Below are 26,522 nucleotides of genomic sequence, written 5' to 3' on the forward strand. Positions count from 1 at the left end.
ATCCACCCTACGCTCTTATTATCTTGACCTAATAAATCATCTTACAGATGATTTGAGTTAACGTAGTTAACCTTATATAGCGCTAGCTTTAGAAGATTAGGTCAGAAGCATCAAGCGTTAGCTTTATGCGCATGTCACGATTCGACTTATGTTACGATTCGTCACAATGACCTTTACTTACATTAACTTTTTTCAAGAATAGTAGCTGAGTTATTTGCGTTATTGTTATAACACCTAATCATTAAATGAAGAAGTTATAAAATAACGTTGTTTACCTTGCGCGTTACTAAGTAACGCTGTTACGTTATAAATAACGTTAAGTTTTTTTGGATATATGATGTCGTTAATAATTTAAATCCTGGTTTAAATTATTAAACTCTGACGTTTCAAACTAATTTCTTCTATGATGCATTCGCTTCGTTAATATTAACCAAGCAAATCATCTTAGAATCACTAAGATTAAATTCGTCACTTCAATGTGCAATTTTCAAGGTACAATACTATATTCTAGCGTCTTTTAAAAAACGCTTAGCTATTTTAACATGATCAGCATTCATTGTCAATCTGTAATTTCTTGTCAAATAAAAGCTGTTGTTCTGAAAACAACTATTACTATTATACACATTAACTTTATCATGTCAACTAGTAAAATAAAAATAATACAAGTAATAATTTTCATGCAATTTAGGTTATTTTAACTTTGGAAATGCACTGAAGAAAGAGTAATCTAAAAGAAGGCATTTCTGCCTTCTAAGTTGTAAATAAATCAAACATCCCCTACATACTCTCGTAAAACTAATTGTAATAATAAGTATAGGTGATGTGTCAAATTACTGTATTCTAAGACCAGTTGATGCTCTTTGACATCTATTATTTCTAATTTATTGACTAGTTTTTCATCATTCAAATACTACAAAAAACCTGAGACAACATTTAAGTCCCAGGTTCTCATAAAATCTTTTATTATAGTGTAGGAAAATACTGAGCTTTGCTTGCAAGGAATCATACTTTCCAGCACCTACTTGAAACGTGACGTTAGTCACTTTTCTTGTACCCATCCATTACTGGACAACCAGAAGATGAACTGCAACCGCTACAGCCACTGCTGTGACAGCCTTTTTTACCATTCTTCATATTCATGATACCTCTATAAGCAATATACCCAAATATCAGTAAGATGAGGCTTCCTACTATAAAGTTTATCATTTATACCACCTCTTTTAATAATTGTGGCATATATTTTTATAGGTGTAAACAAAAAATAATTTTAGGTTCTACTATAATAAATGTCCTGTTTATTATAATGATAATATATCACAATTGATAATTTATGTCAATATTATTTCATTTTATTATAGATTTTCTTTCTCTACTACATATTTTATATACATCTTTTATCTTTCATTGGATATACTACTAAAGATAAATTAAACTGAGAGAAAGAAGGTTAAATTATGCATCAAAATGTTAACTTAGCCGAGATAGCCCAAAAGCTTCAATTAAGTATAGACGAAGTAAGTAAGAGTGACGCTATTCAAAATACTTTTATGCAGATTAAAAATGATCCTAGTATTTCTGAGCAAGAAAGAGAAAGCATGTATCAGGAAATGGCATCCATCTATAAATCAATGGCATCAAAATAAATTATAAGAGGCTTTAGCTCATCCAAGCTAAAGTCTTTTATTATGAGCAATCAGTTTGAAAGAAAATCCTTAGCAACCGCCCCTCTCTGCTATACATAAAAATTCGATGTAGTAACCATTGACAAATACTAATTATTTGTGATACTATATTATCAGCAAATGTTTAGTATATAAGCATATGTTTAGGGTGATGAATATGACGTATAGAGAAAAAGAAATACTCAATGTAATAAAAGAAAATCCTCTTATATCACAAATGGAAATTGCTAAACTGTTAGGTATTACCCGTTCATCTGTTGCTGTCCATATAACAAATTTGATGAAAAAAGGGTATATCATAGGTAAAGGCTACATTATTCCTAACACAAAGGATTATGTTTGTGTCATCGGAGGAGCAAACATGGATATTCAAGGATTTCCTGGTGAGACTTTGAATATCCACGACTCAAACCCTGGGGATGTTAAGTTATCTTTTGGTGGGGTTGGTAGAAATATCGCAGAGAACTTAACCAAATTGGATAGCCATGTTAAACTACTAACTGCCATAGGCAAAGATATACATGGTGATAATATTTTGAAACATAGTCACTCCATTGGTTTGGATATGACAAATGCACTGATACTTAATAATTATCAGACATCAACTTACTTATCCATTCTGGATGGAAAAGGCGACATGCATGTAGCTATTTCGGATATGGCTATAATGGAAGAAGTCTCTGTTGGTTATATCACTAATAAAAAAGATATCGTAGAGAATTGTAAGGTTTGTGTCTTGGACACAAATCTGCCAAGTGAGACGTTACAGTTTCTTTTGACCAATTTCAAAGATACTGCTTTCTTTGTAGATACTGTTTCCACCTATAAGGCAAAGAAAATAAAAGATTTTATCGGTTACTTCCATACCATAAAACCTAATATATACGAGGTTGAAATGTTAACAGGTGTTAAAATAGTAGATACCTATGATTTAGAGAAAGCAGCAACTATACTCCTTAATAAAGGCGTTAAAAAAGTATTTATTACCATGGGTAAAGAAGGTGTGTTTTATTCCGATGGTACTGAATCAAATTTATTACCTTCTCCTCAAGTTAATGTTATCAACGCAACCGGAGCTGGAGATGCCTTTACAGCCGGTCTAGTGCATAGCTACATGAGTAATTTTACTATGGAGGAGGCAGCGAAGTTTTCCATGGCAGCTTCAATTTTAACGCTATCACATGAGGATACGATTAACCCTCATTTCAATGAGAAAAATATCTATCAGATTATGGAGGAATTATAATGTTAGAAAAATATTTAGATATTCATCCAAGGGTGAAAGAAGCTTTAGATCAAAATAAACCTGTAGTTGCTTTAGAATCTACTATTATTTCTCATGGTATGCCTTATCCTGAGAATGTGAAAACTGCTTTAGAAGTTGAAAAGATTATTACAGATAAAGGTGCTATACCAGCAACTATTGCAATTATTAATGGTAGACTCAAAGTTGGATTATCGGAAGATGAGATTGAGTACCTAGGTAAGAAAGGTACTGCAGTTACAAAAGTCAGTCGTCGCGATCTACCATTTATGGTAGCTAAAAATGATGACGGTGCAACAACCGTTGCTGCAACAATGATCATTGCTGACCTAGCTGGTATCCGAGTATTTGGTACTGGTGGTATCGGTGGTGTTCATCGCGGTGCTGAAAATACATTTGATATTTCAGCTGACTTGCAAGAATTAGCACATACTGATGTTGCCGTTGTCTGTGCTGGTGCTAAGTCTATACTTGATTTAGGCTTAACTCTGGAGTATTTAGAAACATATGGTGTGCCTGTTGTTGGATACCAAACTGAAGAATTACCAGCTTTCTATACACGTAAAAGTGGTTTTAATGTTGATTATAGATGTGATACTCCAAAGGAAATTGCAGATGCTCTAAAAGCTAAATGGGGGCTTAATCTTAATGGTGGTATGGTTATTGCTAATCCTATCCCTGAAGAGTATTCCATGGACTTTGATACTATAGCCAAAGCAATAGATGATGCATTAAAAGAAGCAGATGAAAAAGATATTAAGGGTAAGGAGTCTACACCATTCCTATTAGATAAAATCAAGCAAATTACTGGTGGATCAAGCTTAGAATCTAATATTAGATTAGTATATAATAACGTTGCATTAGCAGCAGAAATAGCTATTGAACTGACAAAGTAGATTAACAAATTATCAAGGATTAGGTCCATATAATCCTTGATACTAATTTCTTTGTCGATAGAAAAGACGCTTATAACAAGCGTCTTTTCTGTTATCCATTAAAATTAACTCTTTAATTAAAGTAAATCGGATTGGTAAAACCTAGCATCTTATGTTGATTATTCTCTATTGTATGTACATCAAGTCTTATCCATTTGAGTCCCTCTATATAATCTATATTAAACGGTTCTTCACTGTCTGATTTTTCTATCCTAGCTAAACTCCCCTTATTCGATTCAATATTAACGTACAGTTTTACCTTCTTATATTTTTCTGCTCCTTTTATTGTCTCTAAATCCCAACTAAGCTTAAACGTGAGAGGTTTTGAAACAATTTCATCACCAAAGAATAAATCTTCCCATTTTCCTGCCTTTAAAACTTGAATATTAACAACTGGACCAGAGCTGCATTGAACATTCCCTTGCTTAATCCCTTCAAGTATGGAAGCTTTGTCACTAGTAGGGCTATTAACAAGTGTATATATATTCTCATCCACTTCACTGCCTCCACCATGCCAATCCCGTCCATAAACACCTGTAATTCGGTATCCTTTATTCAGTAATTCAGTCCAAAGTGCCATATTCGCTTTATTTTCTATATCTTTAACTGATGCAGTTCTAGTCCACACTTCAATGTAATCAAATACATTATAATCATCAATATGATAAGTAAAATAAGAGCCTGTTGAAATAGGATCACCAACTCGACATGGATGAGCTATACCTACAACCCCTCCACATTTATTTATTTCTTTAACTCGTTCTTCTAGATTTAATCTGTGTAAATCTCTCCACTCAATATATTGTTCTAAACCCAATACCACAATGTGACCATAAAAAGTTGTTAATTCAATGCCAGGAATAAATGTTAAAGGATATTTCTCTTCGCAAATATTAACTTCTTTAGAAGCTGTTATGGTGTTATGATCAGTTATGGCTAATGCATCTAAATTTAACATATTCCAAGCTTTATCTACTAGCTCTTCAAGTCCATGACGTGCATCGCTATGTTTTGTATGGGTGTGTAATTCACATTTATACCATCTCATTTGGTCATGTCCCCCAAACCTTTATATGATAAGTAACATTTTCAGTCAAAATAGCATGATTACTTATGGTCACTTTCCAGTTACCCTCTTTGATTTCTCCAGCTATAAATCCTTTTGTTGCACTTTCTTTTTCAATAACTATCTCATCTACCATCCAATGTTTATGATAACTACCTCTAAATCCCTTATCATCATCAATACTTAATGTCAACAGATTATAAAAATACTCTTCCTTTTCAATCTCTTTTTTATACTCACTCTGGACTGCATCAGGGTACTCTTTAATGTAATACTCACAAATCAACTTCTTTTGCTGTTGCTCTGATGTACTCTTGGGATAGTAATAAAAGCTGATATATAATCCATTCAGAGGTTTATCAACAAAGAACTGATATATAATCTGACTCTTCATGCAATCTCGCGTTAAGATCCCCTTAGCGTCGATGTATGTTTTCATAAAATAACTCCCTTATCCAAGAACTATTAGCTATTTTTATTATAGCATAAAGGGGACTATGAAAGTCCCCTCCTTTAAAACTATTATTTTAAACTTGCAACCCATTCATCAGCTTGAGTTTGAGCATCATTAAGTGCTTCTTCAGTAGTAGATTCGCCTAACATAAATCTTTCAACTGAATCAGTTAAGATACCTCTAGGCTGTCCAGCTCTATAAGGGTATCTTGGAGTCCATAAATACTTCATACTATCAAGTACTAAATCCATACCTGGAATGTTTACAAAGTCATCCCATTCTGTAGCACTCTTGATTACAGGAAGTGATTGATAGTTTTTCCACTGATATTCTTGATAAAAATCACTTGTCATAAACTTTAGGTACTCCCACGCTAAATCTTTATTATCGCTTGTTGCACCTATTGAATATGGACTACCTGCAAACATACCGCCCATACCTTCGTTTTCATTAATAAACAAATATGAAGTGCCGTATTTATCAATAGTGTCTGGTGTAACATATGTGTTATAGTAATTATTTGGTCCAACACGTAAGTTAATAGCTACATTATTTTGAGAAGTTCCAAAAGTCTCAAGCCCTTGACCAGTTACGACACCTTCTGGTGCATATGCTAACAATTCTAATAAATAATCAGCTGCTTGAACAAACTCTGGTGAATTGAAGTTGAAAGTCAATTCTTTAAATCTGAAACCATCTCCCCAAGTACCACCGAGAGATTCTGCAATGTTAACCATTGTATCTGCTGTATCACGCCCACGCCATGCAATACCATAGTTTTGTACGCCTGTAACAGGGTTTGTACCTGTCATAGCAGCAGCTTTTTCTTTGATTTCTTCTAAAGTTGGACGCTCAGATAAGTATTCAACACCCCATTGATCAAAGATCTCTTTATCATACATCATAGTTCTAGTATCACCAATTACAGGTAAACCATAAATGTGTAAATCTGTTTCATCTGGTCCCATTGCTTTCCATCCATCAATTTGACCCTCGATTAACTGTCCTAAATCATAACCATCTTTTTCGATATATGGCTCCAGTGGCTCTAAGAATCCTTGATCTGCAAATGCTGCAATACCAGGAACTTGATATACATCACATTCATTAACGGATAACATTGTTTGAGTCTTTTGAGTATAACTATCCCAACCCATAATTACATACTCAACAGTTGTACCTGGATATCTTGATTCAAACTCTTCTTTGACAACCTCTAATCCCTCACGTTTTACGCCTGTTAGAGGATCTGTCGTCGTCTCCATTTCCCAATCACCAATCATCTGAACAGTAACTGTACCACTATATTCATCAGTAGTTTCTTTAACCTCTTCTTTACCAGATGCTGTTTTACTTTCTTCTTGCTTCACATCGTTTGAACTATTTTCTGGTTCATCACTAGAACATCCTGTGAATAATACAGATAATGCAAGTGTACCAGCCAATGCAATTGCTAACCCTCTTTTAAACATTTAGTTCACTCCTTTGCTATTTTTTAGTACTTAACTGAGCAAAAGATGATTCTTTCATATTATACTAAAATTCAACAAAGTATTCTAGTAGTTGAGAAAAGCATCTTAAGCTTTGCTTTATAGACATATGAAAAATTGATGACAAGAGCATGAAGTTATTTTGCTTCTTTTAAGTTACAATAACCTCATAAAATCTTATTGTATATATAATTCTTTCCTATGCCTTATATCAAAAGTCGACTTTTAAGTAAGCCATAACTCATTGATACCATTCATCATTATTCGCCTTTGATACCACTTAATGCGATACTCTCAATAATATATTTCTGTAAAGCTAAGAAAACTAGTACTATAGGTAATATACTTAATGTTGCAGTTGCCATTGTTAAACCTGCTAAATATCCATTACTATCTTGTGTGGCAAAGGAAGACATGTAAACTGGAATTGTTTGCAATGAATTTTTAGTTAAAGCAATCAATGGCCATAAGAAATCATTCCAACAAGCCATGAAACTTAAAATTACCAGTGTAGCAGTAATTGGTCCCGTAAGAGGTAAAAATACTCGACGAAAAATGTTCAGTTCTGTACCTCCATCGATTTGAGCTGCCTCTCTTAAACTATTTGGTAATTGGTCAAAAAACTGTTTACATAGTAAAATACCAAATCCATCTAACATACGCGGCAAAATAATCGCCCAATACGTATTCGTTAGTCCAAAATTATAAAACATTCTATGCATTGGTATTAGTCTTGTCTGAAATGGAATCATCATTGTTGATAAAACAATTACAAATATCACTTTTTTACCTTTAAAATTCCCTTTTGAAAAAGCATATCCACCGAGTAAAGAGGTAATAACACCTAAAATAACACCACCAGAAGTTGTAATAAAAGAGTTTAAATATGCTGTAATTATTTCTCCACTTTCAAATGCCAACATGTAGTTAAATGATGACAGGTCTTCTGGTATAATTCTTGGTGGAAAAGGAGGGATGAGATTTGCTGTTCTCTCCAAACTCACACTAATCATATAGATAAAAGGTGCAACCATTAATAATCCTGCGACCAACAATACTGCAGTTATAATCATATTTGATAATTTCTTTTTCTTCCATTTGTTTGAATAACTAGTCACATTTATTCACCACCCATCTATACGTTCATTTTTGATAATTTCATATTAATTAACGTTACAACCATAATAATCATAAATAGGATATAAGCAGCTGCAGATGCTAACCCGTATTCTGTACCATTGAAACCTCTATCGTATATAAACCCAACAATGGTATATAAAGAACGCATGGGGCTTCCTTCTAAACCACCAATTGTATAGGTTTCGCCAAATCTCTGTAATGTTCTTATAAAGCCCATAATCAATAAGAAAGAGAAAGTTGGCATCATTTTAGGTGTAGTGATATATGCAAATTTTTGAAAAGAATTTGCACCATCTATTTCAGCAGCTTCATAAAGTTGAGCAGGTATGGTTTGCAAATTAGCAATACAAATAACTATTACAAAACCCATCCAATTCCATATACCCAATATGATAACCGCCCATTTTGCACTTAAAGGATCTGATAACCAATTAATTCCAGGTAACCCTATAGACTCTAACAAATAATTAATGGGACCCATTTCGGGATGAAATAAATACATAAAAACCATGGATGCTGCAACTAATGAAGTGATATAAGGTATAAAAAACAATACTTTAAATAAGTCTTTAAAATGGGGTAAATTATTGATTAATGTTGCTATGACAAAGCCTAGAGGAACAGCAATAGCCACCTGAAATATTGCCATATAAAAAGTATTGAATATCGCCTTCCAGAATACTTCTTCCTTGAGGATCAGTTGCGTATAATTTGATATTCCAACAAATGTTTCTTTCACACCATTTGAAGAAAAAAAGCTTAATCGAAAAGATTCAAGAACAGGATAAACCATGAATAAGATAATTCCAATTAAAGCTGGTAATAAAAATAAATACCATACATAACTTTGTTCTTTCATCTTCTTGTGATTCTTGCTACTAATTGTTTTCATAGTAGGTTGCATGTCTCCACTCCTTTCGTGTTATATTTTTCATTCTACTTGACTTGTAGTGTCAACCACTTATCGTGTCTAATACTATTGTAATTGTTTAGACTGCACATCGAAATGGACTCATCTCTAATTTAATATGGACAATAATAATAAATATTGATTGAAAGTACAAAGAAAGTGTAGTCAGGTTCACCTAACTACACTTTCTTTGTTTTTCGATATGCCAAAGGGGTTTGCCCTGTCTGTTTTTTGAATACACGATAAAAATAACCCGGGTCATGGTACCCAACACTTTTAGATATTTGAGCAACATTGGCTTCTGTATCCATTAGCAATTTTTTAGCATTGTCAATGCGCATATCTGTTAGATATTTTGTAAATGTTTTACCAGTTTCTTTTTTGAAGAGAGTTGACAAGTAATTCGAATTGATACCTACCTTATAAGCCAGGTCCTTAATGGTGAGCTCATCATCGTAATGCATATCAACATATTTTCGAGCCTTACGAATGATATCTTTCACATTACCTACCTCAATGTCATCGTGTAGATGATCTTCAATGTACGCAATGATCTCTGATTTCAGTTCATTTAAATCATTGAAGAAGGTTATATATAGGTTATCTTGAAAAACATTTGGTATTGGACCGTGTGCCTCATTTCTAAACCGATAACGTATAAAATTCGTAATTTCATCAAATAAATACTTAATACTTACGATATTTTCTTCATCAAAATTCTTATCAGAAAATATCTCATCAATGAACTTTCTAATATTTTTAATATCTTTGCATTGAATATATTTTTCTAATTGCTTGATATCTTGATCCTTGAAAGAGATTATATTGTTTTGATTCTTATAATAATAAATATTATCACTACCACTGATCAGTTTGTTAAGTAAGGCATCATTAGCCTGCTCATAGAGCTTACGTTCTAAGCGTTCTAAAATATTACTAACCCCAACTGTAATTGTTGCTGCGCAGCTTTCTTTAACCTTATGAAAACTATTAAATATATACCAATTTCTAGTTTTATGAACTTCACTTCTTTCGTTAGACATGAACAAAACAAGTATTTGCTTATTATCACTATGATTGTTGACAACGTAAGTGTCACACCTACTCTCTGTGGTTTCAAAGGCTGTCATGATTTTCATCTTAATATCCATTAAATTTTGCTGCCACTTTAAAGCTACATCAATTATAGCTAAGCTATAATATTCATAGTTCAGGTGTTCATCACGTGTTACGTCATTTCCCTGAAAATACTCATTTATCTTTTGCTCCAGTATATAGTGCTCTTGATCAAACTTAGACTGTTCGATTAATTCACTGGTCACTTTTTCAATGAGATCTACAAGTTCAGCCTCTTTTACTGGCTTCAATAGATAACCACTAACTTCAAGTTCCAATGCCTCTTTAGCATAGTCGAATTCGGCATAACCTGATATGACAATAAACTTGGTATCATGCTTTTCTTTGACTTTCCTTATCAATTGTAAACCACTCAGTTCCGCCATTCGAATATCAGTTATGATGAGATGAATATCCTTATTTTTCATAAATTTCAATGCTTCTTCGCTACTCTCAGCCTCATAAATTCTACTAACCAACAGATCGTGATTATTTAACTTTGCTATTATCCCTTTTCTAATCCACTGCTCATCATCAACGATTAATAGATTAAACATCCTTTATCCCCCTTTTGCCTTGTTCCATTGTTGCTTGTTTGTAAGGTAAACAGAATGTGACTTCTGTACCACATTCACTAGAAATCTTTAGCCCATATTCATCACCAAAGGCTAATTTAATGCGCATATTCACGTTTTTTAATCCGATACTTGATTTATAATCCTTTTTACTTTTCATTGCACCTTGGAAGTAAGCATTATAGACATGAACCAGTTGACTATTCATTCCCTTTCCATCATCTGCAACTATTATATAGAGTCGTTCCCCTTCTTGGTTAACAGAAATTTCTATGAATCCTTCTGTTTTAGGATTAGAAAAGCCATGTTTGATACAGTTTTCAACAATTGGCTGTAAGATAAACTTTAACACTCTTGCCTCCAAAAAAGAATCTTCGATATCAATATAAAGCTGTATCTTGTTACCAAATCGTATGTTTTCAATATCAATATAATTTTGTATATGCTTTATTTCTTCATGTAAACCAACAAACTCAGAACTAGACGAATTAATACTATACCTAAACATATCTCCTAATTTTTCAGTCATTTCACTGATTTCATGATACCCTCTTACAGATGCCATGGAATTAATAGATGCAAGAGTATTATATAGAAAGTGTGGGTTAATTTGAAATTGGAGAGCATCTAGTTCAGCTTCTCTTTTTTCTATTTGCTTAACGTAGTTATCTTGAATTAGATTGTTTAACTTTAAAACCATATTATTAAAATAATGATCAATTATTGCAAACTCATCACTACCTTCAACAGGGTCTTGATCAATATTCATATCACCTTTCTCAACACGTCTCATCTTTATAAGAAGCTTATTGATGCGGTTATATATCTTTTTAGGGAAGACAAACACACCTAAGAGAATAATAACTATACCGGATACAACTAGCAATATGGTTGTTGTCATCTGGATTGATTTTGATGTTTCTAATAGTTTTTTTTCAGGAATTAATCCAAGGAGAATAAGTTCTTCATTATAAAACTTTTTATAAACCATCAGGTACTTATCTTCTAAATATTGTGTAACCGTATAACCTGCAATATCCTCACTTGAATAAACTTCATTAATCAAATCCTGATCCTCAAATTGTCGGTCCAGATCGGTATACACTATGTTCTCATCAGCATCTAACATAATATCTCTACCATCGACACTTATTAAATGGATCTCGCTGTTTACACCTAAATTTATATCCTTTAGTATATTTCTTATGGTGTCCTTGCTGATATCAAAGATTATTAAACATCCTTTTTTGGTATAAAAATCCTCAACATAAGCAACTAGGGATAGTGCATAATTTTCATATCTTCCTACTTTATATCTGATCCTTAGCTCATCTAATCCTTGATGTGTACCTAAAAGAATAAATTGGCCTTTATTCTCAATTGCTTTCTGACACCATTCTGTTTCATAAATCTTATCTACTTCACTTAAATTAGTTATGTCTGAAGCTGGCGCGATAAATCGTCCATCTGGAGTAATGAACGTAATACTTGATACATCTATTAAAGCAGCAGTATAACTAATAGCATTGTCTTTCATTTCATTGTCTAACTTGTATTTTTCATAATCATTCAATTGACTATAATCCAGTGTTAGATATGAACGGAACATTTCATCTGTGATTACTTGCTTATAAAGCTCGTAAACTGAATGTATAACACTTTCAATATTTTTTGCTGTCTGATTGATTGTATTGCTTGTTGAGTTAATTGCTTGATCTTCAAAAGCTTCATTTGTTATCATCTGAGATACAAAGCCTAAAATTAATACAGGTATTAACATGAGCAAGAAATTGATTGTTAAACGATATTTTAATGTAGATCCCTTCTTTTGTTCCATAAGTACTCACCTATATTCTATAAAATAGACAAACTTTATTGTTCTCTCTAAGTGTATTATGCATGTATTTTCATTGACATTCAATGGACTTTAATTAAAAAGTCTATTGAAAATAGTTAAGCTGCTTACTCATTATACTATACCATTTATGTATTTATATTATCTTAGAAAAGCAAAAAAAACAAAGTGTTTTGGAGGAAACACTTTGTTTTTAGTCCGCTAACAATTTTATTTTTTGAGGAATTAGGAATTAATATTTAATGTCCAACTTTGATGATGTCGGGTAAGTAATTATACTGACATAGCATTCATTCAAGTAATTAAATATTTATTTCTAAAATTTATATGTGTATCAATGAGGGTATATTAAATATAACACACTTGATAATGATTGTCAATATCATTTTATGATTATTTTAAGAGAATTATACATATTATCAACTGGTAATATAATGAACTTAAGAAACCATACTAAACTCAGATCATGTTGAATAAAAAAACTTCCTCCTCCCCCTTAATAAAATTATAGGTAGATATTTCTTCACAATTAAAGTGACTTACGTTACGTTCAAGTAGGTGAATGTTACATATTGTTCTTTGCAAGAAAACCCAGTACTATCCTGCACTACAAAAAAACAAAGCGTTCGGAGGAAACGCTTTGTTTAAAAAAATCCGCTAATAATTTTTTTGAGGAAATAGGAATTTAATATTTAATATTCTGTCCAACTATGTTAGATGTCGGGTAAGTGACATAACATGCAATTAAATATTATTTAAAATTTATATGTGTATCAATGAGGGTATATTTAATATATCATATTTGATAATGATTGTCAATATCATTCTTAGAAAATATTGATTTTAGCTACAAAAAAAACAGATAGCTTAAAACCATCTGCTTTTTTCACTATGAAAATAGTATTCTATCCGATATAATATCATCATTTTGTGCTGTTTCAAATTGATGAAGTAATTTTTCGATTGTTAACTCCCTTTTCTCTTCTCCCATTAGTGATAAAATAATCTCACCACGATGGAACATTAATAACCGATTTCCAAGAGTAACAGCCTGATGTAAATCATGAGTTACCATAAGAGCTGTTAAATTCCTATCTTCAATTACTTTATGAACGATTTCAATGATACGCTCACTTGCTTTAGGGTCTAGCGCCGCTGTCGGCTCGTCAAGTAGTAACAAATCTGGATCTGATAAGGTAGCCATGATGATACTTATTGCTTGTCGTTGCCCTCCAGATAATAAGCCTACTTTGGTATGCAACTTATCCTCTAATCCCATATTCAGTTGCTTAAGCCGCTCCACGAAAAATTCTTCTTTTTTCTTTGCAACAAGAAATGATAAATTATAACTCTTTCCTTTATTATAAGCAAGTGATAAGTTTTCTAAAACAGTTAATGAGGGAGAAGTTCCTTTTTTGGGGTCCTGATATACTCTACCAATTTTTCTAGTACGCTTATATTCAGGAAATAATGTTATATCATGATCGTGAAGTAGTAAATTCCCTTCATCACATAGATAAGTCCCTGCTATCAAGTTTAAAAGAGTGGATTTCCCTGCACCATTACTACCAATAATGGTTATGAAATCACCTTTATTCACTAATAAGTTTAAATTTGTAAATAATTTATTCTCATTAACTGTATTTTTATTGAAGACCTTTGTTAGGTTTTGCAGATGCAACACGAGAACCACCTCCTGAAAAATTAGGTGTTTTCAATTTAAAACTTCCCTTTTTATTGTTAACAGCTAATGCAACAATAACGATAATAGAAGTTATGAGTTTGAGGTCTGTAGGAGGTAACCCCATTAATAGTGCTAATCCAATTGCAAAATTATACATAATCGACCCTATTAAAACCATCGTTGTAGCCGCCATAAATGATAGTCTTTTAAAGATCGCAATACCAATAATAACAGAAGCTAATCCCATAACAATACGTCCTGTCCCCATGGTAATATCAGCAAATCCCTGATATTGTGCTACTAATGCTCCGGATAAAGCCACTAATCCGTTAGCTAACATCAAACTGATGATTTTAGTATAGCCTATATCCATACCTAATGATGTCACCAGTTGAGGATTATCACCTGTTGCTTTGATTAAGAAACCCAGTTTTGTTTTAAGGAATAAATCCATAACAAATTTCATTACAAAAGCAAATACAGCTATCATTAGTAGGACAGGCAGTCCTGTAGAAAAAACTGTGCTTTCATTAAATAAAGGTATATTAGCTTTCCCCATAACTCTTAAATTGACTGAATATAGTCCAATCATTACAAGAATTCCAGAAAGTAAATTTGTTATTTTCAATTTTACATGTAAAAAGCCTGTTACAAAACCTGCTAACATCCCTGCTACTATAGCAATTAATGTAGCTACAAATGGATTAACCCCTGAAATAATTAACGTAGCTGCTACAGCTCCCCCCAGAGGAAATGAGCCATCCACAGATAAATCAGGAAAATCCAATATTTTGTATGTTATATACACTCCTAAAACCAGGATTCCATAAATAAGTCCCTGTTCAACGGAGCTAACTATTAAATTAAGTATTGCTTCTGGACTCACTAACAAAAATGTCATCTTCTCACCTACTTGCTCTTATTAATTCTTTTCTATTTTTCTAGTCAGTATTTTATGTTAAAGTTATTATATCTAATCTAACGTTTTGGCGTCTTGTACTAGCTCAGCAGGTATAGTCATTCCTAACTGATCAACCGAAGTCTTATTAATAACCAATTCAGTATTTTCTAAAGTTTCTAAGCTGATATTTCCTGGCTCTTCACCTTTGATAACCTTAACAGCCATAACTCCAGTTTGATAACCAAGCTCGTAGTAATTGATTCCTTCTGTAGCTATTGCACCTTGCTCAACTTGGCCTTCCTCTGAACCAATAACCGGTACACTTGCTTCTAATGTTCTAGCAGTGATTAAAGGCATTGCTGAAACTATCATGTTATCTGTAGGTACATACAAAACGTCAATATCGTTGACAAATGACTCTAAAGCTTGTGCAACTTCATTAACATCTGTAACACCCTTCTTAACTAGTTCAAGTCCAAGCTTTGATGCTTCTTCTTCTGCCATAGCAACTTGGATTTCAGAATTTGACTCGCCAGTATTATAGACGATACCCACTTTCTTAGCTTCTGGAACTAATTGAACCAGTAGTTCAAATTGCTTATCAATGGGTGTCATATCACTAGTTCCTGTAACGTTTGTACCTGATTGCTCCATGGACTGAGCTAACCCAGCTGTTACAGGGTCTGTAACTGCTGTAATTAAGATTGGTATATCTTTTGTAGCATTGTATGCAGCTTGGGCCGTAGGAGTTGCTATCGCAAAGATCATATCAACACTATCTGAAACAAATCCATTAGCAATGGTATTTGCTGTGTTGATGTCACCTTGTGCATTCTTATAATCAACAACGATATTTTCGCCCTCTACATAGCCATTATCTGCTAAGGCCTGCATAAATCCTTCCCTTGAACTATCCAATGCTGGATGTTCAACAATTTGAGTCACACCAATGGTATATGTATCATTCCCTGAAGTACAACCTACAATGGTGCTCACAATGAGTATTAAACTGAGTAATAAAGATATTTTTTTTCCTACCATACTTCCATCCTTCCTTTTAAATATAATAAAAGCTCTTCTGGGCAGAGAATGGCAAATAGATACACTCCACCTAAAAGAGCTAAAACACAAAATCAATATTCTACCATTCTGCTATTCTACTATTAACTACCTAACTACATGTTCATTACTTGCCCATAGCAAGCTTTATATTTCTATCTAGTATAATTGATAATGCTTATCCATGTCAAGAAAAATATCTATCAATCTTTTACTTCTGGTATTGATCGATGGCCGATACCAATGACTACTTCATTCAAATGTAAAAGCCCTATACTCATAAAAATGCATACACTGATATGTTCTTTATGTCTTGCGATACCTATTTTACCACCAACATTTAAACCTGTAGCTTTAGTTGATACTTGCATGATAGCTTCTCTAGCAGCTCCAGCAACAGCACCATCATGTACATGACATTCTTTAATAATTCCAGTTCTTCTTGAAGCAACAATGGCTCGCTCAATTATTTTCGGAATACTATCAATCAAGTCACCACCAATATCGACTGCTACCGCTTTAACACCATGCTTGTATAAAGCTTCTATTATTTGTTCTTCTGTGGCACGACTTGATGTTATCGCTACTTTTATAGCTGCTTTAGCTACATCTGTACTATTCATTGTTATACATCCCTTTCTGAGCGCCTTTTCCTAATTAGTATATAAAGTAGTATTACCTACCTTTGTACTCATTGTACCATAGATCTTTGACCTTGAAGTAAATTAATTAATTTTATTTTTAATTTCACTTATTTCTTTACATAATTCACTAAATTCATCTTCTAACGCAATTTTTTCTTCTGAACCCAAGAATACATCACAAAGTTTACTATTAACATATACTAATCGATATTCTAACATCGCTAAATTCCTTATAATTTCTTTATTACCAGCTATTTTTTGATCCTTTTCTTGCTGTTGCCTTTCTTCCCAACTCCTCATTTCTTCGTAAAGACCATCAAAAATTTGAATGTCATCTCTCTTAAATTCTATAATACGGTTAGCAATATTTCTTATGAAATATAAATCATGGCTAATGAATATAACTGTTCCTTGATATAGACATAATATTTTTTCTAAACACTCTTTTGAAATAATATCCATATAATTGGTTATCTCATCTAACATGAGTATATTAGGATGGCCCATAAGGAGTTTTACAAAAACAACTCTACTTTTTTCACCCATACTCAAGTCTTTTATTTTCTTAAAGACAGCCTCACCTCGAAAAAGAAATCCAGCTAAAATCGTTCTTGTCTCAGATTCACTGAAAGAATTATTCTTAACTTCTTCAAGAATCGTATGCTTAATATTTAGATTATCCATCTCTTGAGAGAAATAGCCCACTTTTAAACGGGGTGTCTTTTTAAGAGAACCCTTATCAACGGTAATATCCCCTACTAACATTTTGATTAATGTTGTCTTTCCAGTACCATTTGCACCACATATCGCTATGCGATCACCTCTAAATACTTGGAAACTTAAGTCTTCAATTAAAGGCTTGTGATAACTCTTAACTATATTTTCAACATGTATAAGACATGATGGTAAGTCTTCTTGATCAATTTTATTGAGATATTGAAAAGCTGCTACTTGCTCTTCCTCAGGTGCATCAACTTTATTAGCTAGAATCTTATCAAGTTTCTTTTCAGTGGACTTGATTGTTGACACATGTTTTTTGGCTTTACTTCTCAAAAAGTCATTCTGCCCAGCACTATTATGTGCTTTGTTGTAGAACCGTTTCTTATCTTCAATAATAGCTTTTAAGTGTTTAATTTCTCTTTCTTGTTTTGTATAGGCTTTCTCTCTCGTAACATTTTCCAAGTACTTCTGTTCTTTATAACTATCATAATTTCCTTCATAGGTAATAGCTTGGTTAGGTTTTATTTCTATTATATTACTAACAGTCCCATTTAGGAACTCACGATCATGAGAAATTATCAAAATAGTTTTGTTGAGCTTTTGTATATACACCATAAGAGCTTCAATTGTTCTTATATCTAAATGATTTGTTGGTTCGTCGAGGATATATAGATCAGCATCTTCTGTTAGCGTTAATAACAAACCTAATTTAGTCTTCTCTCCACCACTCAGTGTATCTATACCTTGTTTATTATCAAGAATCTCAATCATCTCTTTGTGAAGTTGTTTAATAAAAGCTTTGTTTGCTCCACTATTATTGCAAAAATAGTCTTTGATCTTTCTTATAGCTTCATTTTTGGTTATATCGTATTCAATTTGTTGACCTAAATGAGCTATTCTCATATGGGGTTCTATTATAACACTACCCTGATCAGGTATTTCTTCCCCCATAATCAGTTTTATCAAAGTTGTTTTTCCAACACCATTTTTACCAATCATGCCAATCTTATTACCTTTAAATAACTTGAAGCTAATATTTTTTATTATAATAATCCCATCATAGGATTTAGTAATTTCATTCATAATAAGCATAAAAAATCACCCCACTAATTAAGGGTGTGCCATGTTTAACCAATAATGTATTTTATCGCATATAACACCAAAGCATACATACAGAAATCATAAGTATACTGGCATCTACCTATTTCTTGATTGCCTCAATAAACATCAAATGACGTCAATTAATATTTCAACAGTACTCAAAATAGTTACTAAATTATGCTATACATTCTCTATCCCATAATTGACCTAAGGCTAAAAATGGACATACTACCCCTAATGTTCTAATATTAAATATTTGAAATTAGTCTATTTTAAGAGAATTACATAATAATCATACTATTTTGGTTACCTCCGTCATCTAAGAATAAATCAATTATCAAATCGATCAGTTCTATTTTATAAGATATTGCCTTGGATGTCAATTGATTTTAGTCCAAAAAAAGTAACTTACGTCACATTTCAAGTATGTGCAAGAAAGTATGATTCCTTGCGAGCAAAACACAGTACTTTCTTACACTAAAAAAAGGCTCCAGGATTGGAGCCTTATAAAACTTAATATCTATTTTTTCTTACATAATTCTTCTTCTACTTGTTGTGGGTCCTTACCTGTAGCATCGATAATCGAAGCTCTACATGCAGTATCTTGCATTCCTAAAGTATTATTATCCATGCCTGTAACTACGATAGCATCTACTTCACCATATTCGTCAATCGCATTCTGAGCATTGCCATCAAATTCTCTAACATCATATCCTTTATCTTCCAAATAAGATTTAATAGGTGTTAAATCTTTTTGTATTGCCACGTGTTTCATTGATTTTCCTCCTAATCAGTTAACATTATGTTCTTCAATATTATTTGCATTTGTCTTTTGTTTTATGTACTGCTATCCTTTTGCATACTAGAATTAATTTGCTATCATCTATATCCATATATACCAAAGGTACCAGCTTTAACATCTTTAAAATAATCAAGCCTTGGAGGATTAATCGTAAAAATAAAAATAATAAAAAACTCAATTAAAAATAAAATAAGTCCTATTTTTTCAAGTATACTATTTTCACAAAGATTAGTTAATAAATAATAACTGGAAATTACTCCTAGACTTAAACCAGTGAGATACATGATAATCGTGAAAATTAAACTATGACTACCAGTAAAACATTCTACAACATACACAACACCTAATGTAACAATTTGAAATACAATTACTCCAATAGATTTACTAAAAAAATAATTATTAATCTTAAATTTTACTAAAGGGTATTCTAAAATAGCATATAGCCACCATGGAAAAAAAATAATCTTTATATGCTCCCATGGGCTTTCATTAATTGGACTAAAAAGCCCGACAATAGGATTATAATCAAACACTGAGTAAAGAGAATGCCACACATAACCAAGAACAAAAATAACTAAGATCCCTAAGATTTCATAAAATAATACTCGTCCATAATAATTTTTCATAAACCTACCCCATTTACTTGCTTTTAATAAAAACTATGCTTGGATTATATGATTTATGAAAAAGATTTGGAGCGAATTACCAATACAAATTCCAGTCTTTTGATACTCTTGTCAAAGCCTTATTAGGACAATCTATAAAATAAACCTCCCATTTAAATACTTTTATGTATCGGTGGATTCATGAATATTTTTTTCTTATCTATTCACGCACTTTTTGTCCTCTTAATATTTTATATATAGAGAATATTATTTTGAGGTGGTTAGTTCATGGATAAACACAAATGCAATCCAAAAGATGAGTATACCTGCGGTGATCCATATATGCCAGACTTACAGCTATCGGAATCTTATGTCAAGGACCAAATATATCGTGATCTCCTTCCAATCAATGTTGGATTCAGAAAGGGTACAATTTTTAAAGAATTAGTTAGACCATGGGAGGTTAAAAAATGAACAAGCGGGAACATTTAATGCGACAGATTCAAGAACTAGGTTTTGCTTGTCTTGATCTCAATCTCTATTTAGATACCCATCCTGACTGTAAAGAAGCACTTATCTACTATAATCGTTTATGTTGTCAGCTGGATAAAGCAACAAAAATGTATGAAATGCATTTTGGTCCACTAACAAACTTTGGTCATAGCACAAGCACTTATCCTTGGCAATGGGAAGAAGGACCATGGCCTTGGGAATATCAATGTTAATCAAACTAACTGGGGGAAATATGTATGTGGATTTATGAAAAGAAATTAGAGTATCCTGTACGAATTAAGAAATGTGATATTCGTATGGCTAAATATTTGGTTACTCAATACGGTGGTCCGAACTGTAGAAACTACTAGGGTAAAACAAAAAAAAATACACTATAGTATGGGCTATAGTGCTTTGTACTTCACAATTAGAATTTTTCAACATTTATTCTGATCTATCATAGTGTGTAGTGATGTTACTATCATCATTTTTCCACTTCAATAGAATAAACTCTGTGTCCTCATCCAATATACCTTTTGGTATTGGTGCATAGAAAGAACATTGATACCTTCCGTCTTCCGACTCTATTTTATAGGTTCCTGAATCACTCATATATAGAAATGCATATGATCGAAACTTTATGATTTTACTTACCGAAAATGAATCCCCTTCTATTCCAGTTTCTCCTTCTGGGTTTACAATTAACAAATCTTCATTTTCAAAATCTAAGTAATCAACAGTATCTATATCATAATATATATAAAAATATGAATCTATATAATCTGAATAATCCCTAGCATTCTTTAAAAGATGTACCCTATTATATTCACCATTAAGTGATACTTTATCTTCATCAACTTCAGAAATGACTTGATAAGTATCTAAATAATCTAAATCAACTATTTCAATATTGTATACTAAGTAGGATATTAAACTAAGAACTAAAAGGAAACCTAATATCCAATATTTCAAACTTTTCTTCATCATACCACCTCAAATAGTTTTATAACATACTTTGCAGACACATATAACTAACTTCAAAATCTTAAAATTAATTAAATTAGTCGGAATTGCAGTTAAAAAGTAGAGATTCCTTTTGAAAAGAATCTCTACTGTATATATTTAGAATTGATTAAGTTAGATAAAAAGGTATATAAAAAATAAAAGTAATGTTCCATTTATTATTAGACCTATAATAGGAAAAACTCTCTTTCTGTTTTTTTGAACAATTCCAAAAATCCCTAACCCAACTCCAATAATATTCAAAATACCATCTATAATCCCTACTAAACCTAATACCAAATACATTGCCTCTTCTTCATCTAAAGCTAATTCTCCTGATTCACTAATTAATGCCACTCCAAACAGAACTACTAACAGAATAATGCAAACTAATGAAATGATGAAAGATGCTATGCCTGGTCCTGAATGCTTTAATTCTTTTACTTCCTCTTGAAATCCAAATGTTGGCTCCATCTAAATCCCCTCCTTACTTCTATATATATTTATCATATATATTATACTTTATTTTTCCATTTATCACAATATCCTGTTGACTGTTCAAACTTTTTCTGATATTTACTATATTAATTCCCTTTAATCTTTATAGTCTGATGAGCTTTTTTAATTAATACAATCAATAAGCCGACAACAATTAAGAGCAAACTAATCATATTAAAGAAAGCTTTGCATTGGGTAAATATACTTGCTATTCTCACTGCCCCTTCAAGTCGCTGAGGATAATTTTGTAATAAGTAAACAATCATGATATTTTCTAGCAAATCAAAAATAGTTGCTGTTAAACCAATGCAGCCTATTACCCAAGGTCTTTCTATCTTAAACCCTATATTCATAACAATTAAAGTTAATGTCATGAAATAAAATATACCGTAAGAAAGTGGGAATACGAAGTCTAGTGGAATGATAAATTTCAAATTAAAGGCTCTTCCCTCTTCACCAAGAGCATCAAAAATTTCATAAGCCCTGTCTACAGTATAACCACTCATCTCCATATCTAAGATACTATGCCCATCTGTGATCTCATTAAGTTTAGCTAAACCAAAGGGAGACCCATTAATTAAAAGATACATACAAACAAAAAGAATTAATGTAATTACTGCATTTCTTGTACTAAGAAAACTCTTATTCTTCACCGCTTTACCCTCCATATATCCTTATATTGATTAACTTTGCTTTTGATAATTACATCGTCAGGTCAACTATTTCTATATGAGTTTACTATTTGATTATACTAAAAATTTCCTTCAAAAACCACTATAAGATTCTATCCCATTATAGAAAAAAGCCCTTCTAAATTAATAGAAAGACTTCTAATACTAGATTGTCCATTGTCCATGTCCTATACCTACCAGATACCAATTACCATCAACTTCTTCAAATATTAATCTTAAACTTGACCAATCCATTCCTCCATACTCTGGGTTTTCTCCTGTGAAATGAAATTCTACAAATTTACTGTCTGGAAATTCCTCATGGATGTTTACAATTGAGTTGCCTTCTCCAATTAGAGTATTATTACCAATGATATCAGCGTTTGCAAAATCCATATCATATACAAATTCTTCATAATACTCCTTAAAAGTTACCTCAATAGGTTCTCCGCTCCCATCATAACTTCCCCATGTATACTTTTCTTCACTTTCATAAAGTGAAACGACTTCAGATGGCATAAAGACTAAGTCCTCTGAGGTTACATTCGAATATGGTATAAACCTAACACCTTTATCTTGATGTACATAATTTGAAAGCTCATTCATGTCCTTATCATATAATAGTCGAGTTACCTGAAGGGCACGGTCTAGTATGTGAGTTGACTTGTTAATACTAGAGTTTTCATATTCCTCATTATATTCAACGTCTACACATCCACTAATAGCAATGGAGACTATTATAAGTATGGATAAAATACTAATCCTCATTGTTTTCATTGTACCAAGTACTCCTTCCTTGTATTATAAGTTTATTAAATCTTATATAGTTTATAATATACTATTACTTTATATACATGTATATTAGACTCCATCTTATTCACAAAAGTTCATTTCTATGCCTACGATGATCAAACTATATGTTTATTTCTGAATTTTTTTAAATAGTCACTCTTTTAACTCAATACATTGAAAAGAGCCTCAACGGCTCCCCTAGTAATTAAAAGATAGTTTACAGTCCATTGCACTAATAGAATTGTACAAGCATATATTATACTAAGTGATAATGGACGAGGTGTTTTTAGTGTATAAAGATAAACATAAATTTGAAAATATGTCTAAGCGTGAATGCGAATGTCCTATTAGTACTACACGAGGATTTAGCGGAGGTTTTTCTTTAGAATGTGGAGAATGCTTAAAAATTTTTGAAAGTGATGAGCCAGTAGAGATTAAGTTACGGGTAAGTAGGTCTAACACTGACTGCAATATACTTGTATTTGTGGAATTGGAGAATGGGGAGTGTTTGGAGTTCGAAATACCTAGAAATGACATTTTTGCTTCAAATGAAATAATTGCTAACACAAAGCAGGCTCGTAAAATAACAGTAGAATGTAAAAGTGATAGTTTAGATGGAGGGACTTGTTTTGGATCTTGGACTGTATTTATTATCCTAAGAGGTTCTGAAACAGATCGTAGATGTGAATGTCCTGTCGAATCAGAACTTTTTGATAATTCGAGTTATGTGTTAAATTCTGGCGAAAATCAGGTGATGTATCAGAGTGATGAACCTACCGAAATATTTGCGATTGTTAATTTATTTGGAAATGTAGAAGAGTGCCTTTTGACTATTTTAGTAGAACTAGAAAACCACAAATGTTTAAAATTTGTTATTCAAGCTTCTAGTTCAGGTAGTAAAGCTATATCCTTATATAGTAAAAATGTCCTAAAGATAACTTTCGAATGTCTTGCTTCAACAATTTGTCGTGGCTCTTGGAATAACGACCTCATCTACAGAGGTGCGTAAAACTGAGATTCAATAGAAGTAAAGTAAGAAAATACTTTTCCTACACAAAATTAAGGTACATCATGCTCATATCTTCGTGTGATGTACCCTTTTTATATAGACTAAAATATGATTTAGATACCATTTAAATTAATTAATAAAAGTATTCCTCACTCTTTCTGACTTAAAGAAATATATGCACCAAATAATGATTGGAATCAAGTTAACTATTGTCTCTCCCCAATTACTAGAAATGTCATAAGGCATAATAATACTTAATAGTATAGTGATTATAATTAAAGTGAGTCCATAAGAAACGAAATAGATTATGATCATTTTAGGAAACCTTGCTTTCTTTTTAAAGAAGAAGTATATTAGGAATAAACTAACAATAAAAAATAAAATAGAAGTTATCAATTCAAAATACAGTGATGGTTCCCATAAAGGATGATAAAATTCTGCGCCTACTGTTGTTAGTGCTCTACCTGAATCACTACCTATAAAAGAAATGCTACCAATTAAAGATATTAAAAGTGTTATAGGTCTCAAAATCACCCCAATGGCTGCTACAATCAGCCAACCTTTAATCCCTGATAAATCATCATTAATATTTTCAAACTCCATAATTTTACCTCCGATATTAAATAGCTTATTTGATCTATACTCACTCAAAAGGGTTTTTAGTCTTCGTTAATTAAGTTAAAAGTAATATTCCTTTTCTCAAAGGGTTCAAGTGACCTCAAATGAACACCTCCTCTGTATTAAATTGAGCTTTAATTATTATAATAAGATTTTCAGATGATTTACTAACTTTATACATACCGTAGATAAGTATACAATAAGGAATACACCCTAGAATAAAAACAAAAATATTAACATAACCTAATATACCTATAAAGTCACGATATATATTAATAATAAAGGATAAGCTCATTGAATAAAGCATATTTAGTAACTGAAAAACTATCTTAGTAATAAAGAATACATTAAGATACTTATAAATTAGTGACTTATGCCTTAGAGGGACTACTAGAATAATACCTAAAACATTTAGTAAAATCATAAGAATATGTGCTATAATCATAAAATTCCACCTTATATATTAAATTAACTTTACTTACCTTATTCCATAAAAACATACCTAATAACTATTCATATATTTTCCCCATATACAAAATATCTGCACAACGCTTCCAAATGTTATTTTCTTTTTCGTAAAGATCTAATCCATTAATTGAGACCTCTGCCCATTCTTTGCTTGATTCTAAGAAGGTATCAATACTATGATTTTCCCAACTTTCGTCATTTATTAGATAATCATTTGATAAAACTTGGAGAAACTCTATGAATGATTTTTCATCACTAACTCTCTCTAGAGCTTGTCTAATTTCTTTAAGCTCATCAAATTCCCCCTTTCTTCTTAGAGCCAACATAATACTAATATGCATATAAATAAGCGAATTAAACTAAACTTTAATGAATTAAATATTTATATTCCCATGTGATAATTTAAGTAATTGCTTTTTTTTACCTTCTCCCCAAACAAGATCAGCTTATTTATAGTTTCGAGTAATATTATTTTATCAAACTCAAGCGTTTTATAATAACCTTTTTCCATTTCTTCGTTCCAGCAAAATCCCCCTTTAAGATTTATCTTCCTAGGCGCAACTTCCATAATCAGTTTCCAACCTTGCATTATTGTAATTAGTTTATCGCAGCCTAATTTATCAATAATCGTATTTCCCCAATAATTTAATCCATATCCGTCTTCATCTTTATCGGGATTATAAGTTGGTACCCACATCAGTAAATCTGTAATGTATCTAACAAACTCATCTTGTATAACTAGTTTACATTCTGTTGGTATTGCATCTCTATATTCCAGAGTCATTAATCCACCATCAACTCTTCTATCTCCAGATGAAAGTAAAAACTCATGTTTTAAACTCATTTGATTACCTCCAAATAACTAAACTTTAGTTCCATTGATACTTATGTACTTTACTTGTGGTAAAATTGTTTTCATTTCTTTTATGAGATTACTTTTGTTTAAATCGCTCAATTGTGCAAAATCAG

The 26,522-nt window shown here is 31.9% G+C and carries 29 protein-coding genes; 7 read left to right on the forward strand and 22 right to left on the reverse strand.

Translation table 11 applies throughout. The annotated features are described in order from the left end of the window. Window positions 1-1,035: 1,035 nt before the first annotated feature. Window positions 1,036-1,206 (reverse strand): FeoB-associated Cys-rich membrane protein, encoded by a 171-nt coding sequence (locus C1Y58_RS25220; protein ID WP_105619936.1) that lies wholly within the window; start codon window positions 1,204-1,206, stop codon window positions 1,036-1,038. A gap of 248 nt (window positions 1,207-1,454) precedes the next feature. Here C1Y58_RS25220 and C1Y58_RS25225 point away from each other — a divergent pair, with 248 nt between their 5' ends. The 3 genes from C1Y58_RS25225 (at window position 1,455) to C1Y58_RS25235 (ending at window position 3,842) form a co-directional block, all read left to right on the forward strand. Beyond that, a complete protein-coding gene (locus tag C1Y58_RS25225; RefSeq protein WP_105619937.1) occupies window positions 1,455-1,643 on the forward strand; it encodes a hypothetical protein in 189 nt (62 codons plus the stop codon). Window positions 1,644-1,839: 196 nt separating this feature from the next. Next, window positions 1,840-2,928 (forward strand): PfkB family carbohydrate kinase, encoded by a 1,089-nt coding sequence (locus C1Y58_RS25230; protein WP_105619938.1) that lies wholly within the window; start codon window positions 1,840-1,842, stop codon window positions 2,926-2,928. Continuing rightward, window positions 2,928-3,842: a pseudouridine-5'-phosphate glycosidase gene (locus C1Y58_RS25235; RefSeq protein ID WP_105619939.1), complete on the forward strand. Its 915-nt coding sequence runs from the start codon at window positions 2,928-2,930 to the stop codon at window positions 3,840-3,842. Before C1Y58_RS25230 ends, C1Y58_RS25235 begins: the two co-directional genes overlap by 1 nt. 112 nt (window positions 3,843-3,954) lie before the next feature. Here C1Y58_RS25235 and C1Y58_RS25240 read toward each other — a convergent pair whose 3' ends face one another. The 14 genes from C1Y58_RS25240 to C1Y58_RS25305 form a co-directional block, all read right to left on the reverse strand. After that, a complete protein-coding gene (locus C1Y58_RS25240) occupies window positions 3,955-4,929 on the reverse strand; it encodes a CehA/McbA family metallohydrolase (protein ID WP_105619940.1) in 975 nt (324 codons plus the stop codon). A 4-nt stretch (window positions 4,930-4,933) separates the two neighbouring features. Further along, window positions 4,934-5,386: a hypothetical protein gene (locus C1Y58_RS25245; RefSeq protein ID WP_105619941.1), complete on the reverse strand. Its 453-nt coding sequence runs from the start codon at window positions 5,384-5,386 to the stop codon at window positions 4,934-4,936. A gap of 83 nt (window positions 5,387-5,469) precedes the next feature. Continuing rightward, window positions 5,470-6,873: an ABC transporter substrate-binding protein gene (locus tag C1Y58_RS25250; RefSeq protein ID WP_105619942.1), complete on the reverse strand. Its 1,404-nt coding sequence runs from the start codon at window positions 6,871-6,873 to the stop codon at window positions 5,470-5,472. Between the two features lie 278 nt (window positions 6,874-7,151). After that, on the reverse strand, window positions 7,152-8,009 hold the full coding sequence (locus tag C1Y58_RS25255; RefSeq protein WP_207655821.1) for a carbohydrate ABC transporter permease: 858 nt from the start codon (window positions 8,007-8,009) through the stop codon (window positions 7,152-7,154). 17 nt (window positions 8,010-8,026) lie between these two features. After that, entirely contained in the window at window positions 8,027-8,935 is a 909-nt protein-coding gene (locus C1Y58_RS25260; RefSeq protein WP_105619943.1) for a carbohydrate ABC transporter permease, read from the reverse strand. A gap of 185 nt (window positions 8,936-9,120) precedes the next feature. After that, the gene (locus tag C1Y58_RS25265) at window positions 9,121-10,614 is read right to left on the reverse strand and encodes a response regulator transcription factor (protein WP_105619944.1); all 1,494 of its coding nucleotides are present in this window, start codon (window positions 10,612-10,614) and stop codon (window positions 9,121-9,123) included. Next, window positions 10,607-12,469 carry a cache domain-containing sensor histidine kinase gene (locus C1Y58_RS25270; RefSeq protein WP_105619945.1) on the reverse strand — a complete coding sequence of 621 codons (1,863 nt, stop codon included), beginning with the start codon at window positions 12,467-12,469 and terminating at the stop codon, window positions 10,607-10,609. Before C1Y58_RS25270 ends, C1Y58_RS25265 begins: the two co-directional genes overlap by 8 nt. Window positions 12,470-13,376: 907 nt before the next feature. Beyond that, the gene (locus tag C1Y58_RS25275) at window positions 13,377-14,171 is read right to left on the reverse strand and encodes an ABC transporter ATP-binding protein (RefSeq protein ID WP_105619946.1); all 795 of its coding nucleotides are present in this window, start codon (window positions 14,169-14,171) and stop codon (window positions 13,377-13,379) included. Then, a complete protein-coding gene (locus tag C1Y58_RS25280) occupies window positions 14,134-15,072 on the reverse strand; it encodes an ABC transporter permease (RefSeq protein ID WP_105619947.1) in 939 nt (312 codons plus the stop codon). Before C1Y58_RS25280 ends, C1Y58_RS25275 begins: the two co-directional genes overlap by 38 nt. A gap of 72 nt (window positions 15,073-15,144) precedes the next feature. Further along, window positions 15,145-16,113, reverse strand: coding sequence for an ABC transporter substrate-binding protein (locus C1Y58_RS25285; RefSeq protein ID WP_105619948.1), 969 nt, complete (start codon window positions 16,111-16,113; stop codon window positions 15,145-15,147). A 221-nt stretch (window positions 16,114-16,334) separates the two neighbouring features. Next, a complete protein-coding gene (locus tag C1Y58_RS25290) occupies window positions 16,335-16,754 on the reverse strand; it encodes a HutP family protein (protein ID WP_105619949.1) in 420 nt (139 codons plus the stop codon). A gap of 102 nt (window positions 16,755-16,856) precedes the next feature. Further along, window positions 16,857-18,587, reverse strand: coding sequence for a ribosomal protection-like ABC-F family protein (gene abc-f, locus C1Y58_RS25295; protein ID WP_105619950.1), 1,731 nt, complete (start codon window positions 18,585-18,587; stop codon window positions 16,857-16,859). A gap of 529 nt (window positions 18,588-19,116) precedes the next feature. Continuing rightward, window positions 19,117-19,371, reverse strand: a complete 255-nt coding sequence (locus C1Y58_RS25300) for a YkuS family protein (protein WP_105619951.1) — start codon at window positions 19,369-19,371, stop codon at window positions 19,117-19,119. Window positions 19,372-19,475: 104 nt separating this feature from the next. Further along, window positions 19,476-20,024 (reverse strand): DUF6512 family protein, encoded by a 549-nt coding sequence (locus C1Y58_RS25305; protein ID WP_105619952.1) that lies wholly within the window; start codon window positions 20,022-20,024, stop codon window positions 19,476-19,478. 267 nt (window positions 20,025-20,291) lie between these two features. Between C1Y58_RS25305 and C1Y58_RS25310 the strand changes: the two genes are divergently transcribed. The 3 genes from C1Y58_RS25310 to C1Y58_RS25320 are packed head-to-tail and all read left to right on the forward strand — an operon-like array spanning window position 20,292 to window position 20,866. After that, window positions 20,292-20,477 (forward strand): spore coat associated protein CotJA, encoded by a 186-nt coding sequence (locus tag C1Y58_RS25310; protein ID WP_105619953.1) that lies wholly within the window; start codon window positions 20,292-20,294, stop codon window positions 20,475-20,477. Next, a complete protein-coding gene (locus C1Y58_RS25315) occupies window positions 20,474-20,728 on the forward strand; it encodes a spore coat protein CotJB (protein ID WP_105619954.1) in 255 nt (84 codons plus the stop codon). Before C1Y58_RS25310 ends, C1Y58_RS25315 begins: the two co-directional genes overlap by 4 nt. A gap of 24 nt (window positions 20,729-20,752) precedes the next feature. Next, window positions 20,753-20,866, forward strand: a complete 114-nt coding sequence (locus tag C1Y58_RS25320) for a manganese catalase family protein (RefSeq protein ID WP_157950280.1) — start codon at window positions 20,753-20,755, stop codon at window positions 20,864-20,866. Window positions 20,867-20,939: 73 nt separating this feature from the next. Here C1Y58_RS25320 and C1Y58_RS25325 read toward each other — a convergent pair whose 3' ends face one another. The 4 genes from C1Y58_RS25325 to C1Y58_RS25340 form a co-directional block, all read right to left on the reverse strand. Continuing rightward, a complete protein-coding gene (locus tag C1Y58_RS25325; protein ID WP_105619955.1) occupies window positions 20,940-21,479 on the reverse strand; it encodes a hypothetical protein in 540 nt (179 codons plus the stop codon). 153 nt (window positions 21,480-21,632) lie between these two features. Next, window positions 21,633-21,971, reverse strand: a complete 339-nt coding sequence (locus C1Y58_RS25330; RefSeq protein ID WP_105619956.1) for a DUF6142 family protein — start codon at window positions 21,969-21,971, stop codon at window positions 21,633-21,635. Window positions 21,972-22,081: 110 nt separating this feature from the next. Further along, window positions 22,082-22,648 carry a hypothetical protein gene (locus tag C1Y58_RS25335; RefSeq protein ID WP_105619957.1) on the reverse strand — a complete coding sequence of 189 codons (567 nt, stop codon included), beginning with the start codon at window positions 22,646-22,648 and terminating at the stop codon, window positions 22,082-22,084. Between the two features lie 183 nt (window positions 22,649-22,831). After that, window positions 22,832-23,443, reverse strand: coding sequence for a hypothetical protein (locus C1Y58_RS25340; RefSeq protein WP_105619958.1), 612 nt, complete (start codon window positions 23,441-23,443; stop codon window positions 22,832-22,834). Between the two features lie 286 nt (window positions 23,444-23,729). On the opposite strand from C1Y58_RS25340, the gene C1Y58_RS25345 reads away from it, so the two are divergent. Next, the gene (locus C1Y58_RS25345; RefSeq protein WP_170311696.1) at window positions 23,730-24,467 is read left to right on the forward strand and encodes a hypothetical protein; all 738 of its coding nucleotides are present in this window, start codon (window positions 23,730-23,732) and stop codon (window positions 24,465-24,467) included. Between the two features lie 129 nt (window positions 24,468-24,596). On the opposite strand, the gene C1Y58_RS25350 is transcribed toward C1Y58_RS25345, so the two are convergent. From C1Y58_RS25350 to C1Y58_RS25365, 3 genes are all read right to left on the reverse strand, one after another. Continuing rightward, entirely contained in the window at window positions 24,597-25,070 is a 474-nt protein-coding gene (locus C1Y58_RS25350; RefSeq protein ID WP_105619960.1) for a DUF2569 domain-containing protein, read from the reverse strand. A 524-nt stretch (window positions 25,071-25,594) separates the two neighbouring features. Next, a complete protein-coding gene (locus C1Y58_RS25360) occupies window positions 25,595-25,876 on the reverse strand; it encodes a DUF7660 family protein (protein WP_207655822.1) in 282 nt (93 codons plus the stop codon). A 59-nt stretch (window positions 25,877-25,935) separates the two neighbouring features. Further along, complete coding sequence (locus C1Y58_RS25365; protein ID WP_105619962.1) at window positions 25,936-26,397, reverse strand: hypothetical protein; 462 nt, start codon at window positions 26,395-26,397, stop codon at window positions 25,936-25,938. Between the last annotated feature and the right edge of the window lie 125 nt (window positions 26,398-26,522).

Source organism: Vallitalea okinawensis (assembly GCF_002964605.1).
Lineage (GTDB): Bacteria > Bacillota > Clostridia > Lachnospirales > PQDH01 > Vallitalea_A > Vallitalea_A okinawensis.

Excerpts from the sequence above, each read along its gene's own strand:
- C1Y58_RS25220 (WP_105619936.1), bottom strand. The coding sequence starts at position 1,206 with ATGATAAACTTTATAGTAGGAAGCCTCATCTTACTGATATTTGGGTAT.
- C1Y58_RS25225 (WP_105619937.1), top strand. The coding sequence starts at position 1,455 with ATGCATCAAAATGTTAACTTAGCCGAGATAGCCCAAAAGCTTCAATTA.
- C1Y58_RS25230 (WP_105619938.1), top strand. The coding sequence starts at position 1,840 with ATGACGTATAGAGAAAAAGAAATACTCAATGTAATAAAAGAAAATCCT.
- C1Y58_RS25235 (WP_105619939.1), top strand. The coding sequence starts at position 2,928 with ATGTTAGAAAAATATTTAGATATTCATCCAAGGGTGAAAGAAGCTTTA.
- C1Y58_RS25240 (WP_105619940.1), bottom strand. The coding sequence starts at position 4,929 with ATGAGATGGTATAAATGTGAATTACACACCCATACAAAACATAGCGAT.
- C1Y58_RS25245 (WP_105619941.1), bottom strand. The coding sequence starts at position 5,386 with ATGAAAACATACATCGACGCTAAGGGGATCTTAACGCGAGATTGCATG.
- C1Y58_RS25250 (WP_105619942.1), bottom strand. The coding sequence starts at position 6,873 with ATGTTTAAAAGAGGGTTAGCAATTGCATTGGCTGGTACACTTGCATTA.
- C1Y58_RS25260 (WP_105619943.1), bottom strand. The coding sequence starts at position 8,935 with ATGCAACCTACTATGAAAACAATTAGTAGCAAGAATCACAAGAAGATG.
- C1Y58_RS25265 (WP_105619944.1), bottom strand. The coding sequence starts at position 10,614 with ATGTTTAATCTATTAATCGTTGATGATGAGCAGTGGATTAGAAAAGGG.
- C1Y58_RS25270 (WP_105619945.1), bottom strand. The coding sequence starts at position 12,469 with ATGGAACAAAAGAAGGGATCTACATTAAAATATCGTTTAACAATCAAT.
- C1Y58_RS25280 (WP_105619947.1), bottom strand. The coding sequence starts at position 15,072 with ATGACATTTTTGTTAGTGAGTCCAGAAGCAATACTTAATTTAATAGTT.
- C1Y58_RS25285 (WP_105619948.1), bottom strand. The coding sequence starts at position 16,113 with ATGGTAGGAAAAAAAATATCTTTATTACTCAGTTTAATACTCATTGTG.
- C1Y58_RS25290 (WP_105619949.1), bottom strand. The coding sequence starts at position 16,754 with ATGAATAGTACAGATGTAGCTAAAGCAGCTATAAAAGTAGCGATAACA.
- abc-f (WP_105619950.1), bottom strand. The coding sequence starts at position 18,587 with ATGCTTATTATGAATGAAATTACTAAATCCTATGATGGGATTATTATA.
- C1Y58_RS25300 (WP_105619951.1), bottom strand. The coding sequence starts at position 19,371 with ATGAAACACGTGGCAATACAAAAAGATTTAACACCTATTAAATCTTAT.
- C1Y58_RS25305 (WP_105619952.1), bottom strand. The coding sequence starts at position 20,024 with ATGAAAAATTATTATGGACGAGTATTATTTTATGAAATCTTAGGGATC.
- C1Y58_RS25310 (WP_105619953.1), top strand. The coding sequence starts at position 20,292 with ATGGATAAACACAAATGCAATCCAAAAGATGAGTATACCTGCGGTGAT.
- C1Y58_RS25315 (WP_105619954.1), top strand. The coding sequence starts at position 20,474 with ATGAACAAGCGGGAACATTTAATGCGACAGATTCAAGAACTAGGTTTT.
- C1Y58_RS25320 (WP_157950280.1), top strand. The coding sequence starts at position 20,753 with ATGTGGATTTATGAAAAGAAATTAGAGTATCCTGTACGAATTAAGAAA.
- C1Y58_RS25325 (WP_105619955.1), bottom strand. The coding sequence starts at position 21,479 with ATGAAGAAAAGTTTGAAATATTGGATATTAGGTTTCCTTTTAGTTCTT.
- C1Y58_RS25330 (WP_105619956.1), bottom strand. The coding sequence starts at position 21,971 with ATGGAGCCAACATTTGGATTTCAAGAGGAAGTAAAAGAATTAAAGCAT.
- C1Y58_RS25340 (WP_105619958.1), bottom strand. The coding sequence starts at position 23,443 with ATGAAAACAATGAGGATTAGTATTTTATCCATACTTATAATAGTCTCC.
- C1Y58_RS25345 (WP_170311696.1), top strand. The coding sequence starts at position 23,730 with ATGGACGAGGTGTTTTTAGTGTATAAAGATAAACATAAATTTGAAAAT.
- C1Y58_RS25350 (WP_105619960.1), bottom strand. The coding sequence starts at position 25,070 with ATGGAGTTTGAAAATATTAATGATGATTTATCAGGGATTAAAGGTTGG.
- C1Y58_RS25365 (WP_105619962.1), bottom strand. The coding sequence starts at position 26,397 with ATGAGTTTAAAACATGAGTTTTTACTTTCATCTGGAGATAGAAGAGTT.